Source organism: Aequorivita sp. 609, from assembly GCF_014212065.1.
GTDB classification, from domain to species: domain Bacteria; phylum Bacteroidota; class Bacteroidia; order Flavobacteriales; family Flavobacteriaceae; genus Aequorivita; species Aequorivita sinensis.
Window position 1 is genome coordinate 51,087 of the sequence record NZ_JACJVM010000215.1, and the last position, 14,389, is coordinate 65,475.

A 14,389-nucleotide genomic window follows, 5' to 3' on the forward strand; every position below is an offset into this window, starting at 1 on the left:
TAACCAAACCGCCCTAATATATAACCGCAAAATTATTTAATGAATATCAAATATATAGACGATCAGAATTTTAGCAATATTGACTCCTCTAAAGATAATTTAGAAATAGCCGAATATGAATTCTGCACTTTTACAAATTGCAATTTTGCTAATAGTAACCTTTCTGGAAGTAGATTTTCAGACTGTAAGTTTGTAGATTGTAATTTCAGCAATAGTAATTTGTCTAAAGTATCTTTTCAGGATGTGAGGTTTAAAAATTGTAAAATGTTAGGGTTACAATTTGATTCATGTAATGAATTCGGATTTGCTGTTTCATTTGATGAATGCCTATTGGAGCATTCAATTTTCTACAAAATGAAGTTGAGCAGAAGTATTTTTAAAAAATCACAATTGCAATTTGTAGATTTTACTGAAGCAGACTTAAAAGGTGTGAAACTTACGGGATGTAATTTTCAGAATGCAACTTTTCAAAATACGAATTTGGAAAAAGCTGATTTTCGAGAAGCTAAAAACTATTCTATTGATCCTGAACAAAACAGATTAAAAGGCGCTAAATTTTCACTACCTGAAGTAATTGTACTTTTAGATAAATATCAAATTGAAATTCATAATTAATAGACGTTAAGCATTAGCTAACAAACAATCTCTTCTCGCTTCAATTCACTATTTTTGTAAAGCTTTGAAAAAGAACATATGAAGTTTAAAATAGAATCAGAATTTCAACCCACTGGAGACCAACCACGGGCTATAAAATCATTAGTTGAAGGACTTAATTCCGATGAAAAATATCAGACACTTTTAGGTGTAACTGGTTCGGGAAAAACTTTTACTGTTGCCAATGTGGTAGAACAAGTACAAAAACCTACCTTGGTTTTAGCTCATAATAAAACTCTTGCTGCTCAACTTTATACAGAGTTTAAAAATCTGTTTCCAAATAATGCAGTGGAATATTTTGTATCCTACTACGATTATTATCAGCCTGAAGCTTTTATTCCGAGCAGTGGAACCTATATTGAAAAAGATCTTTCTATAAATGAAGAAATAGAAAAAATGCGATTAAGCACTACTTCTGCCCTATTATCTGGACGAAGAGATGTGCTAGTAGTTTCTTCCGTTTCGTGTTTATATGGTATTGGTAACCCTGTTGAATTTAAGAAAAACGTTATTTCGTTAGAAAAAGGACAAATAATTTCGCGAACCAAGTTGCTTCACCGCTTGGTTCAAAGTCTTTATTCTAGAACTGAAGCCGAATTTAATCACGGACGATTTCGTATAAAAGGAGATACCGTTGATGTTTTTCCTGGTTATGCCGACGATGCATTTAGAATTCATTTTTTTGGAGATGAAATTGAGGAAATTGAAGTATTTGATCCTTTAAACAACAATATAAAAGCGAAGTACGATCGATTAAATATTTATCCTGCCAATATGTTCGTAACATCACCAGATGTGTTACAAAATGCTATTAAAAGCATTCAGGATGATTTGGTTTTACAGATAGAGTATTTTAAAGAAATAGGAAAACACTTAGAGGCGAAACGTTTGGAAGAGCGCACAAATTTCGACCTGGAAATGATTCGCGAACTTGGATATTGTAGCGGTATCGAAAACTATTCGCGCTACTTAGACCAACGTTTGCCCGGTACTCGCCCCTTCTGCCTATTAGATTATTTTCCTGATGATTACTTGATGGTAGTAGATGAGAGTCACGTTTCTATCCCCCAGGTTAGTGCAATGTACGGTGGAGACCGTTCTAGAAAAGAAAATTTGGTTGAATACGGATTTCGCTTACCAGCTGCAATGGATAACAGACCACTTAAGTTTGAAGAATTTGAAGCTATTCAAAATCAAGTTATTTATGTGAGTGCAACTCCTGCCGACTACGAATTAGAAAAGAGTGGCGGTGTGTTTGTGGAACAGATTATACGCCCAACAGGACTTTTGGACCCACCAATTGAAGTTCGACCTAGCCTCAATCAAATTGATGATTTACTAGAAGAAATTCACCTTCGCATTGAAAAAGACGAAAGGGTTTTGGTAACTACATTAACCAAAAGAATGGCAGAAGAGCTTACCAAGTATTTAATTCGTGTACAGGTGAGAACTCGTTATATCCACAGTGATGTAGATACTCTGGAACGAGTGGAAATTATGCAGGATTTACGTCTAGGTCTTTTTGATGTATTAGTGGGAGTGAACCTTCTCCGTGAAGGATTAGACTTACCAGAAGTTTCATTAGTCGCTATTTTAGATGCTGATAAGGAAGGTTTTTTAAGAAGTGAGCGTTCTCTAACCCAAACTGTAGGTCGTGCTGCTAGAAACCTAAATGGTAAAGCTATAATGTATGCTGATAAAATAACCAAAAGTATGCAAGAGACAATTGATAGCACAAACTACAAAAGAGAAAAGCAAATTGCATACAATAAAAAACACGGTATCACGCCAACAGCAATTAAGAAGTCTTTTGAAAATTCGCTAACGAAGTCTAAACAAGAGGCATATTCGTTTGAAACAGCTGAAAGCCTTGCTGCAGAATCTGAAGTGGAATACCTAACTAAAGCTCAAATTGAAAAGAAAATCCGAGATACTCGTAAAGCGATGGAAAAATCTGCCAAGGAGTTAGATTTTATGATGGCTGCTAAACTTCGTGATAAAATTAAAACGTATCAAAAACAGCTAGAGGAGGTCTGAATATTATAAAATATTCTTTATATATTATAGTCAGTAGTATACTAACAAGAGATTTAATTTTACAATGCTTTTAACGACTTTCATAAAATCTATTTTGTATTTTACCCTTTCTATGATTTCAACTCAAAATATCAATTTAGATAACAAAATAATTCCAGAAAACATTAAAAAAGAGGTAATCGAAGCAATTTCGTATTATCCTGAACTCTATGACACTGCCATAGAGTTTAAATTTAAGAACAATATAAAAAAGTCTACAATGCAAGCTCAACCGAGGTTTGCAAGTTTTTTTAAATCGAAAGAAAACAGGGAATATGTTATTCTAATTAGCAGAAACATTCAAATTGAAGGTGAAAAATTCACCATAGATGATATTCCTTCCGATGTAATAATTGGTTGGATTGGACACGAATTAGGTCATGTTATGGACTATCGCAATAGAACAAATGTTGGAATGCTAATATTTGGGTTGAAATATCTTTTCTCTTCAGCACATATCAAAGAAGTAGAGCGTGCAGCAGATACTTATGCTATTGCTCACGGCATGGGTGATTATATTTTAAAAACAAAGAACTTTATACTCGATAACGCCAATCTTTCAGAGAAATATAAGGACCGAATTCGAAGATTGTACATTTCACCTGAAGAAGTTATGGAACTCATCAACAAAAATAAAGTTGAGGAAGAAATTGAAATAGTTGAAAAAGAAGGTTAGATCCATTTTTAGACTTAAAAGCATCTAGTAAAATGTATGAAATAACAATATAAAATTTCGAAATTAAACTGGCCAAATTTAAAACCAAAACTATTAAATACTAACTTTAAATAATGGATATAGAAAAGGACTATTTAAAACGAGAAATTCAAAAACTCAATTTAGTATTAGTCAGTTTAATTGATAAAATTAGTGGGATTAATTCAAATAACACAAACAACGAAATTAGCAGTATAAATGAAGTTCTAGAAAATGAATTTGACTTATCATTAGAAAAAATAACTAATATTAAAACTGCAGACTTAATAAAACATATATCGACGTTACATGAATCTCATATTGAAAAAATTGCAAAATTAATATATCAGTTTGTGGTTAAAATACAATCTCTTGATTTGGGAGAAAATTATGAATTAAATAAAACTGCTGAAAAAGGAATTATTATAATTGAATTCTTAAACCAAAAATCAAAAATGTTTTCAGTCGAAAGAATGAATATGAAGAAGACGTTACAACTTTATCTATAGGCCATAACATGTTTTTAAACATTAAATAAACATTGCATATTTCCCAATATCGACTATTTGTTATCAAAATTCGTTAAGAAACTATTCGCCTGCCTATACACCCAGTTTCTTTACAAATTCCTCCCATTCCGCAAACTTTTCTTCTCCCATCACCTTTTCCATTTTAACCTGCCCACCTTTCTTTTTATTCTTGGCACTCCATTCTTGAAAAACCTCTAAACTTACTGTAGATACTTTTACCCCTTTTAAAGCTTTCGATCTAGCTACAGCATAATTTTTATTTGCTTCTTTTAAAGCATTATCTAAGGCTTCTGCTAATTTTTCATCGCTAGTTTCAGTATCTGTACCCAAATACCAATGATGATAAAACTCTTCATCTATCTTAACAGCAGCAAGTGTAAATTCAGGAATTTTTATGTCGAATTTCTCTTCCAGTTCACGCAGGGCAACCTCCATTTTATTTACAGATAGTTGTGACCCCACCACATTTAAAAAGAATTTGGTGCGACCTGTAATCTTAATTTCAGCTTTTTCTACATCTGTAAAAGCGATGGTATCACCAATTAAATAACGCCAAGCGCCAGAAACCGTACTTATTATTAAAACATAATCTGTATCAACCTCAACCTCTTCAAGTGTTAATGCAGGAGCATCTTGAGACAGTGACCCATCATCATTGATATAATCTGGGTTAAACGGAACAAATTCAAAATAAATACCATTATCGGTAACTAATTTCATTGAGGTTGTTTCGGGTCTATTCTGAAAAGCTAAAAACCCTTCTGAAGCTAAATAAGTATCAATAATTATAATAGGATGCGCCAGTAGCTGATTAAAACTCTTTTCATAAGGCTGAAAAGCAACACCTCCAGAAGTATATGCTTGTAGGTTTGGCCATATTTCATGTATGTTTTTTGCACCGTGATATTCTATCACTTTTTTCATCATAAGTTCCATCCAAGAAGGAATTCCGCTCAATGCCCCTATATCCCATTCCCGTGCACGCTTAGCTATTGTTTCCACCTTTTCGTCCCAATCTTCCATCTGTGCGATTTCTTCGCCAGGCTTGTAGTATCCGCGAAACCAAAATGGAATATTACTAGCGCTAATCCCGCTAATTTCACCTTCTAAAAACTGGTCTTGTTCTTCTAGGTTAGTACTACTACCCAACATCATTATTTCCTTTTCAAAGAAATCTGATTGTACATCAAAATTTGCTAAAGCACCCACTTGTTTAATCCCTGCATTGCGAATAGCTTCAACCATTTCATCAGTTACAGGAATTTTTTTTGATGTTTTTCCAGTAGTTCCACTACTTCTAGCAAAATATGTAGGTACACCCGGCCAAGTAATATCTTCTAGCCCCTCTTGTGTTTTTACCCACCACTTCTCTTCCATTTGGTGATAGTCGAAATAAGGAACTTTTTTAGAAAATTCCTTCTGTATATCCTCAGCCTCTAAAATTTTAGAAAAGCCATAGTATTTTCCGAAAGCCGTATCCTTAGCCTTTTCAAGTAAATTTTTTAAAACTTCTTTTTGAGATTCTACTTGGGATTTTTCAGAAACTATCGCATCGCGCAAGTCGATAGCAGTCTTGATTATTGAACCTAATATTGCCATATTTTTAGTTTTTTATGAAACTACAATTTTTAAAAAATGTACATATAGAAATTAAATCAATTTTAACCTTTTTAATTTGCCCTTCAGTTATGGTATCTTTACAAAAAATCTATAAATGCATCATCCAGATTCTGTAAGAATTAATAAAGCTATAAGCGATAGTGGCTTCTGCTCACGTCGTGAAGCCGACGCCTTAATCGAAAAAGGGCGCGTAACAATAAATGGCGTAAAAAGTACACTTGGCGATAGGGTTATGCCTAATGATGAAGTACGTGTTGATGGGAAATTAATTAAGGAAAATGAGAATCTTGTTTATATAATGCTCAACAAACCTGTTGGAATTACTTGTACTACCGATACGCGTTATGAAGATAATGTAATAGATTTTGTGAAACATCCTGAACGAATTTTCCCAGTTGGAAGATTAGACAAACCTAGTGAAGGCTTACTTTTACTAACTAATGAAGGAGATATTGTAAATAAAATTTTACGTGCAGGAAACAAACACGAAAAGGAATATATCGTAAAAGTGGACAGACCTGTTACAGATGAATTTATAAAAAGAATGGGGTCTGGAATTCCTATTCTTGATACTGTTACAAAGCGCTGTAAAGTTGAAAGAGTTAGCCGATTTGAATTCAAAATATTCTTAGTTCAAGGTTTGAACAGACAGATTCGCAGAATGTGTGAATACCTTGGTTATGAAGTTGTAGCGCTACAACGAATAAGAATTATGAATTTGGAATTAGGCGACTTACCCATTGGTGAATGGCGTGATCTAACTGAAGAAGAATTAAAAACTTTAAAAGATTCTGTAAAAGACAGCGATGGGCAGCCTAAACCGCATCCTAAAGCCGACTTTGATGAAAAAAGAGCCATAAAGCCCACAAGACGTCGTGAAATAGACAATAAGAAAAGTAAAACTCTTAGAAAAGATAAGCCACAAGCAAGAAAAGATCGCGGTGAAAAAAGAGGTGATTCTAATATTAAAAGTACAGGAGGAAGACGAAGAAGAGGTTAACTAAAAAGCATAAAAAAACCGCGTACCGATTGAGTAGCACGCGGTCATTTTAACTAACTAACCAAATTAAATTTCAATTATGAAATCTCAACCATTCTCTTTAAAACTTTCTTTTCTTCCATTTTAGGCAAAGTAACTTTTAATACTCCATCTTCATAGTTTGCCAAAATATCTTCAACTTTTACATTTTCAGGTAGTTTGAATGATTTTTCAAAACTTCCAAAATTGAATTCTCTTCTTTTATATTGAACTGCATTATCATTTTTCTGCTCTTGTTCTTGAGATTCCTTAACTTCCTTATAAGCAATCTTTAAGGTATCTTCCTCAACCTCAATACTGAAGTTTTCTTTGTGCAAACCTGGTGCAGCCAATTCGATTACAAAATTCGATAAATTTTCGATAATATTTACCGCTGGATTGCTAAAAGTTTCATAATTATTTAATCTATCCAGACGGTTTTCTAAGAATATATTATCTAATAAGTTAGGCAACCACATATTATTGTTATTAACTGTTTTCATAGCGTTATATTGTTTTATTTTTTACTAATTTCAATTACAATTAGTCAATAACAATTCCATTTATAAAAACCAGACAATCTGACTTGTTTTAACTGAATCTAACTGTCTTTTTGTCATTTAAAAACATAATAATGAAGTATTTCATTAACCGACTGTCAACTTTCTTTAATATGCTAGAGGGTAAAATAGCTTTCTACCCTAGTATTTTTGCCTTAGGAGGATTTTTTTTAGCACTAAGCATGATATTTATTGAGCAACAAGGAGTTTCTCAAAAAGTGCTTAAAATATTTCCGATGTTGATGGTAGAGGATGGAGACACCGCTCTTAATGTTCTTAGCACTTGTATTGGCGGATTGATAGCCATGATGACTTTTAGTTTTTCAATGGTAATGCTTTTACTAAGCCAAGCATCTAGCAATTTCTCCCCTCGTCTACTTCCAGGTTTAATTTCGAACAAAACTCATCAAGTTATTTTGGGAGTCTTTTTGGCTTCTATTATATACTGTATTTTCACATTATTTTCCATAGACCCTAGCGAAGACAAATACACCTTGCCTGGAATATCAATTCTAATAGGCGTAATGTTTACCGTACTGTGTTTATTTTCATTTATATTTTTCATTCACAATATTTCCCAAAGCATTCAGATAAATAATATTATGGACGGGATTTATAATAAAGCCACAAAGCGTCTAGAAGAAATTATTGAAAAGGAAGAAGCTTCTTCTAAAATGCTTCCGGAAATATTCCCTGATACTTCCGATTGGCACACCTACAGTTGTTCTAAAAGTGGATATTTCCAAAATATTTCAATCAAAAATATGAATGCATTATGTTTAGAACACGATATCAGAATCTATATTACCATTCCCAAAGGGTTATTTGTATTGAAAAACAACTCCATGTTAAAGGTCAACAAACCAATTGACGACAAATTAGTGGAAGAAATATTTTCGAACATAAACTTTGCTCGAGGAGAATACATTCAAGATAATTACACCCTTGCCTTTAAGCAAATTACCGAAATTGCGGTAAAAGCTATGTCACCAGGAATCAACGACCCAGGAACCGCTATAAATGCCATAGACTACCTAACAGAGCTCTTTGCCCTTCGTTTAAGAAAAAATGATAGAGGTGTTATTATAATTGATGGAAAAATGAATTTAAAAATAGCGATAATTCATTTTGAAGAGCTATTGTACAATGTTATGGCTTCGCTAAGAGCTTATTGTAAGCACGACCCCATAGTTGTACAAAAATTAATAACCATGCTAACCTATTTAGACAAACAATCTATTAGAAATAAGGACTACAACATTGTTGTAAAAAATGAATTAAAAGCCTTGGTTGACGATATGGATTTTAGTTCTGAAAAAGATAGGAACAAGATGGTTTCGTTAGCTAACCTGGATTTAAAATCATAAAAAAACCTCTCATCTGTTAAGATGAAAGGTTTTATATAACTAAAGATTAGGCAAATAAATTAAGACAATACTTCCTTAACTTTATCTGCAGCTTCTTGGAATTCAATAGCACTCTGAACATCTAAACCACTATTGTCTATTAATTCTTTTGCGATATCTGCGTTTGTCCCTTGTAGACGAACAATAATTGGCACATTAATAGTTCCCATATTATTATAAGCATCAACAATACCTTGGGCTACACGGTCGCAACGAACGATACCACCAAATATATTTACTAAGATTGCTTTTACGTTAGGGTCTTTCAAAATTAATTTGAATGCTGCTTCAACGCGCTCTGCGTTTGCAGTACCTCCAACATCTAAGAAGTTAGCAGGCTCACCACCAGCTTGTTTAATCAAGTCCATAGTAGCCATTGCAAGACCAGCACCGTTAACCATACATCCAACATTACCATCAAGATCTACGTAGTTAAGACCTTTTTCTTGAGCTTCAACCTCTACTGGATTTTCTTCACGCTTATCGCGCATTTCCATATAATCTTTATGACGATACATTGCGTTATCATCAAGACTTACCTTAGCATCAACAGCAATAATTTTATCATCACTAGTTTTTAAAACTGGGTTAATCTCAAATAGAGATGAATCTGATTCGTTATAAGCTCTATAGAGTGCAGAAACGAATTTTGTCATTTCTTTAAAAGCTTTTCCACTCAATCCTAAGTTAAAAGCAATTCTTCTTGCTTGGAATCCTAAAAGACCAACAGCAGGATCAATTTCTTCAGTAAAGATTAAATGTGGAGTTTCTTCGGCTACAGTTTCAATATCCATTCCACCTTCTGTAGAATACATAATCATGTTTCTACCTGTAGAACGATTTAAAAGAACGCTCATATAGTATTCTTCGGGCTCACTATCTCCAGGGTAATAAACATCTTCAGCAATTAAAACTTGGTGCACCTTTTTTCCTTCTGCAGAAGTTTGAGGAGTGATAAGGTTCATACCTATTATACTTCCAGCAATTTCTTCAACCTCTTGAAGGTTTTTTGCAAGTTTTACTCCGCCACCTTTTCCACGGCCACCAGCATGAACCTGAGCTTTAATTACATGCCAGCTAGTTCCAGTGTCTTCGGTAAGTTTTTTTGCAGCTGCAACAGCTTCTGCTGGAGTAGTTGCTACGATTCCGCGTTGTATTTCAACGCCAAAACTGTTTAGTATTTCTTTTCCTTGGTATTCGTGTAAGTTCATAGTTGCGATTTTGTTCCTACTGCATTTTATCAGCAGGCTTGATTTATGGTTTGCAAAAATAACAAATGTAACAAGAATGCCCTAATGTTTTTTAAGGCTTTCCTTCTTGATGTAAAATTAAATTGAAAATTAATACTTTTCAAATATTTAGCCTCAGTTACAAACTATCCATATATATAACATTTCAGAAAGCAATTTGTTGAAAAATAGACTCAAATAATGAAAGATAAATAATTATTACAATTGAAAAGTTTATAGTTTTTAAAAAAAATAGTTAAAAAAACCGCAAATTGTAATTAATAAATCTATATTTGCATCTTATATTAATTATTTTATTTAAATACAATGAACAAAGGAACAGTAAAATTCTTCAACGACACCAAAGGTTTCGGTTTTATCACTGAAGAAGGAAACAACAAAGAACATTTTGTACACGTTACAGGACTTATCGACGAGATTCGCGAAGGTGACGAAGTAGAATTTGATCTTCAAGAAGGAAGAAAAGGATTAAATGCGGTTAACGTAAAAGTACTATAATATACTTATCACTTTTTAAGACAATAAACCTCGCTTTTAGCGGGGTTTTTTTTGCTCAAAACTTTCCTAACTTGATTTAAAGTGAAATAAACATTACCAATTGCCAAATAAATTCTTTTTTATTGTAATTTTAAGATTCCATTAAATTTCAATTACAATATGAAAAACACTACCCTATTTTTACTAGCACTGTGTTTGCTGACTTTTCAGCTCAATGCACAAGACACAAATCGAGAAGAAGAACGGAGAGAGGCAAAAATTTTAAATGAGCCGTCCTCCATTTCTTTAGAAGAACTTATCAAACAAAAAAATGACACCTATGTAATCACTAAACAACACGTAAGTAGTATTAGCGGTGTTCATCACATCTATTTACGTCAAGCCATAAACGGAATAGAAGTTTACGGCACAGAATCTAGCATTCACATTGACAAGAATGGAAAGGTTTTAGTAGCACACAATAAGTTTTTAGCAGATATTCAAGCTACCTTAAAAAGTAATGCTCAAGGAATTTCTGCAAAACAAGCAATTACTTCTGTAGCCAGACAAATGAACTACAAAATTGGCAATCTGCAAGAAGTAAAAAGCATCGGCGGTAAAAATAAGGCTGCAGTTTTTAATAAAGCAGATATTTCTTCAGAAGACATTCCTGTTAAACTGATGTATTATTACAGACAAGGGATAGGTACTCAATTAGTTTGGGAGCTTTCCGTATCTGAAACTACGTCATCAGACTGGTGGAATTTCCGCGTTGATGCTTCAACAGGAAATATTATTGATAAAGACAATTGGACTTTATACTGTAATATATTAGGGGATCACGAAGACCACATTCACGCTGCTGAAAACTCAGCGCCTTTTGTTGGACCGATGAATGAGCCTTATAATTACAACAATACAAATTCTTCAACTACTACAATGGCTCCAGCAGCAAGCTATAGAGTATTTGCTATGCCTGTAGAAAGTCCAAATCACGGAACCCGTACCTTAGTTACAAACCCAGAAAACCTAACTGCATCCCCTTACGGATGGCATGACATTAGCGGTAATAATACTGCTGATTACACCAATTCTCGTGGTAATAACGTTGATGCATATGACGATGACAATGCAAACAACCAGCCAGACAACAAATACGCATTTAGCCCGGGTGGTAATTTAATTTTTGATTTCCCATTAAATACCAACTACAGTAATAGTGACCAATCAGAGAACGCTGCAATTACAAACCTTTTTTATTGGAACAATATTATCCATGACGTAACTTATCAATATGGTTTTGATGAAGCTAGTGGAAATTTCCAACACAATAATTATGGAAAAGGTGGAATAGGCAATGACCGCGTTAATGCAGAAGCCCAAGATGGATCGGGAACATGTAACGCAAACTTCGCGACTCCCCCAGACGGAAACAGACCTCGTATGCAAATGTATGTTTGTGATAACAGAGATGGGGATTTAGACAATATGGTAATTGTTCATGAATATGGTCATGGTATTTCTAATAGATTAAGCACCTTAGGCGGACAAGAACAAATGGGTGAAGGATGGAGTGACTATTATGGATTAATGCTTACTATGCAAAGCGGAGATTCTGGACCTGACTCTAGAGGTGTTGGAACTTGGTTAATTGGTGAAGGTCCTAATGGCCCAGGAATTAGAACCCATCCTTACAGTACAAATTTTGCAATTAACCCTCACACTTACGATGATATTAAATCAGAAGTTGCACCACACGGAGTAGGCTCTGTTTGGACCGCAATGCTTTGGGAAATGACATGGGAGCTAATTGCTGTACACGGATTCGATACAGATTTTTATAATGGAAGTGGTGGAAACAATATCTCTTTAGCCTTAGTAACAGAAGCGCTTAAACTACAACCAAGCAATCCTGGTTTTGTGGACGGTCGCGATGCTATTTTAGCAGCAGATATGGCATTATATGGTGGAGAAAACCAATGTGCAATTTGGGATGCGTTCGCCAGAAGAGGACTTGGTTATAGCGCTATTCAGGGCTCATCAAGCAGTAAAACAGATGGAACTGAAGCATTTGATTTACCACCAAACTTTTCAAGTTTAAATGTAATAGATGAAGTATGTCTATCAGACGGAGTTCAAACTGGTCTTTCAGGTGGTAACCCTGCAGGAGGAGTTTATAGTGGACCTGGAGTAACAGATGACGGAAACGGAACAACCTTTACATTCGACCCAAGTGTTGGAGGTCCTGGATTGGTAACGGTGACTTATGCCGTAGATGATTTCTGTACTGGAGACCCAACTACAATTACAGATGAAATTAATGTAACAAATGAACCTCCTGTAATTATTTGCATGGGATCAGGTGGAGTGCCAATGACAGGCTCAAAATCTAGCTCACCTGGTGTTGCAATCCCTGATGGTAATACAAGTGGGGTTACAGTAACAATGGATGTAACTGAAGATGTTACAATAACCGATTTAGATGTAGATTTAAACATAACACATAGTTGGGTAGGAGACTTAATTGTTAGTATAAAATCTCCAGCAGGTACCACAGCTGTAATTGTTGATAGACCAGGAAGAACAAATTCGGGGTACGGTTGCTCTGGAGATGATATTGTTGCTACCCTTGACGATGAAGCTGCTACCTCTGTAGAAAATGAATGTTCGAGTTCAACACCAACTATTAATGGAACTTTTAAACCAAACAATCCATTGTCAGTTTTTGATGGTGAAAGCACTTTAGGAACATGGGAACTTAAAGTTTCGGATGTTGCGGGTGGTCTTACTGGTACACTAAACACTTGGGCAATAGATTACGATTATGAAATAGACGCTCCTGTATTAGATGTTACACTTGACGGTACCGGAAATGCTACTATAAATGCAGAAGCATTATTATACGACGTTACTGTTGAATGTGGTAGTTACACTGTACTTGCTGGAGACCCATTAGCTCCAACGGTAAGCTTTAGCTGTGCAGATGTTGGCCTAAATACAATTTTAGTTGAAGTAACAAATGACAGTGGAGCTAGCTCTACTTGTTCTGCAGTGGTTAATGTTATTGGTAATGGCGGTGGCGGTCCACTTCTTTGCCCAGGTGATATCACACAAGATAACGACCCAGGGGTTTGTGGCGCAGTTGTTACTTATACAGTAGACTCACCGGCAGGTTGCGGTGGTTCAGGAACTATTACACAAACTGCAGGTTTAGCAAGTGGAAGCACATTCCCTATAGGAACTACCGTTAACACTTTTGAATACGACGACGGAATCAATCCGATAGAAACTTGTTCTTTTTCTGTAACTATAAATGATACTGAAGCTCCTACAGCAGTTTGTCAGAATATTTCTGTACAATTAGACGCTTCCGGAAATGCAACTATTACAGCTGCAGATGTTGACGGAGGCTCTAGTGATAATTGTGCTGTTGATACATTAAGTATTTCAACTAGCTCATTTACTTGCGCAGATATAGGTACAAATAATGTTACACTAACCGTAACAGATGCAAGCGGAAACACAAGTACATGTGTAGCCGTTGTAACAGTTACCGATGACCTTCCTCCTACTATTACGTGTCCTTCAAACCAAACAGTTGATACTGATCCTGGAAATGAATTTTACGTATTGCCTGATTACTTTGGAACTGGAGAAGCAACAGCTGTAGATAATTGTACATCTCCTGTTACTATTACTTCTCAGAATCCTGCGGCAGGAACACAGCTTCCTGAAGGAGTTCACACAATCACGTTAACTGCTGAAGACGAGTATGGAAACGATGCTACCTGTACGTTTGAACTTACTGTTAATGAAGTTTTAGGTATTGGTGATAACAACTTAGATTCGGATAGTATACAAATGTATCCTAACCCGACTACGCACTCTATTACCTTAGGAAAATCAACAAGTCTTTCTCTTGAAAACTTGAAGATATTCGACTTAAGAGGAAGAGTAATTAAAACAATCGATCTTAGAAATATGGGAGCTGAAAAAGTTATCGATGTTTCTGAATTGGCCTCAGCGACATATTTTGTAATCATACAAGGTAAAGATGGTCAAGTAATAAAAAGACTTATTAAAGAATAAGTCTATAATTAACCT

11 protein-coding genes are annotated in these 14,389 nt (G+C 34.8%); 8 read left to right on the forward strand and 3 right to left on the reverse strand.

The annotated features are described in order from the left end of the window. Positions 1 to 39 precede the first annotated feature (39 nt). The 4 genes from H4O20_RS14735 to H4O20_RS14750 all read left to right on the forward strand — a co-directional run bounded on the left by H4O20_RS14735 (position 40) and on the right by H4O20_RS14750 (position 3,933). Positions 40 to 615 (forward strand): pentapeptide repeat-containing protein, encoded by a 576-nt coding sequence (locus tag H4O20_RS14735; RefSeq protein ID WP_139856057.1) that lies wholly within the window; start codon positions 40 to 42, stop codon positions 613 to 615. Between the two features lie 78 nt (positions 616 to 693). Beyond that, positions 694 to 2,691, forward strand: coding sequence for an excinuclease ABC subunit UvrB (gene uvrB / locus H4O20_RS14740; protein ID WP_139856058.1), 1,998 nt, complete (start codon positions 694 to 696; stop codon positions 2,689 to 2,691). Between the two features lie 112 nt (positions 2,692 to 2,803). Next, positions 2,804 to 3,406: a hypothetical protein gene (locus tag H4O20_RS14745; protein WP_185099790.1), complete on the forward strand. Its 603-nt coding sequence runs from the start codon at positions 2,804 to 2,806 to the stop codon at positions 3,404 to 3,406. A gap of 113 nt (positions 3,407 to 3,519) precedes the next feature. Further along, positions 3,520 to 3,933 (forward strand): hypothetical protein, encoded by a 414-nt coding sequence (locus tag H4O20_RS14750; protein ID WP_185099791.1) that lies wholly within the window; start codon positions 3,520 to 3,522, stop codon positions 3,931 to 3,933. 93 nt (positions 3,934 to 4,026) lie between these two features. Here the strand turns inward: H4O20_RS14750 and H4O20_RS14755 are convergent, their stop codons facing one another. After that, a complete protein-coding gene (locus tag H4O20_RS14755; protein WP_185099792.1) occupies positions 4,027 to 5,553 on the reverse strand; it encodes a GH3 auxin-responsive promoter family protein in 1,527 nt (508 codons plus the stop codon). A gap of 115 nt (positions 5,554 to 5,668) precedes the next feature. Between H4O20_RS14755 and rluF the strand changes: the two genes are divergently transcribed. Further along, positions 5,669 to 6,574, forward strand: coding sequence for a 23S rRNA pseudouridine(2604) synthase RluF (gene rluF, locus H4O20_RS14760; RefSeq protein WP_185099793.1), 906 nt, complete (start codon positions 5,669 to 5,671; stop codon positions 6,572 to 6,574). Positions 6,575 to 6,651: 77 nt separating this feature from the next. Here the strand turns inward: rluF and H4O20_RS14765 are convergent, their stop codons facing one another. Further along, positions 6,652 to 7,095 (reverse strand): Hsp20/alpha crystallin family protein, encoded by a 444-nt coding sequence (locus H4O20_RS14765; protein ID WP_185099794.1) that lies wholly within the window; start codon positions 7,093 to 7,095, stop codon positions 6,652 to 6,654. A gap of 131 nt (positions 7,096 to 7,226) precedes the next feature. Between H4O20_RS14765 and H4O20_RS14770 the strand changes: the two genes are divergently transcribed. After that, entirely contained in the window at positions 7,227 to 8,519 is a 1,293-nt protein-coding gene (locus H4O20_RS14770; RefSeq protein WP_139856068.1) for a DUF2254 domain-containing protein, read from the forward strand. A 59-nt stretch (positions 8,520 to 8,578) separates the two neighbouring features. Here the strand turns inward: H4O20_RS14770 and sucC are convergent, their stop codons facing one another. Further along, entirely contained in the window at positions 8,579 to 9,769 is a 1,191-nt protein-coding gene (sucC, locus tag H4O20_RS14775) for an ADP-forming succinate--CoA ligase subunit beta (protein WP_139856070.1), read from the reverse strand. Between the two features lie 345 nt (positions 9,770 to 10,114). Between sucC and H4O20_RS14780 the strand changes: the two genes are divergently transcribed. Continuing rightward, entirely contained in the window at positions 10,115 to 10,306 is a 192-nt protein-coding gene (locus H4O20_RS14780; RefSeq protein WP_139856072.1) for a cold-shock protein, read from the forward strand. 159 nt (positions 10,307 to 10,465) lie between these two features. Then, a complete protein-coding gene (locus tag H4O20_RS14785) occupies positions 10,466 to 14,374 on the forward strand; it encodes a M36 family metallopeptidase (protein WP_185099795.1) in 3,909 nt (1,302 codons plus the stop codon). Positions 14,375 to 14,389: the final 15 nt, after the last annotated feature.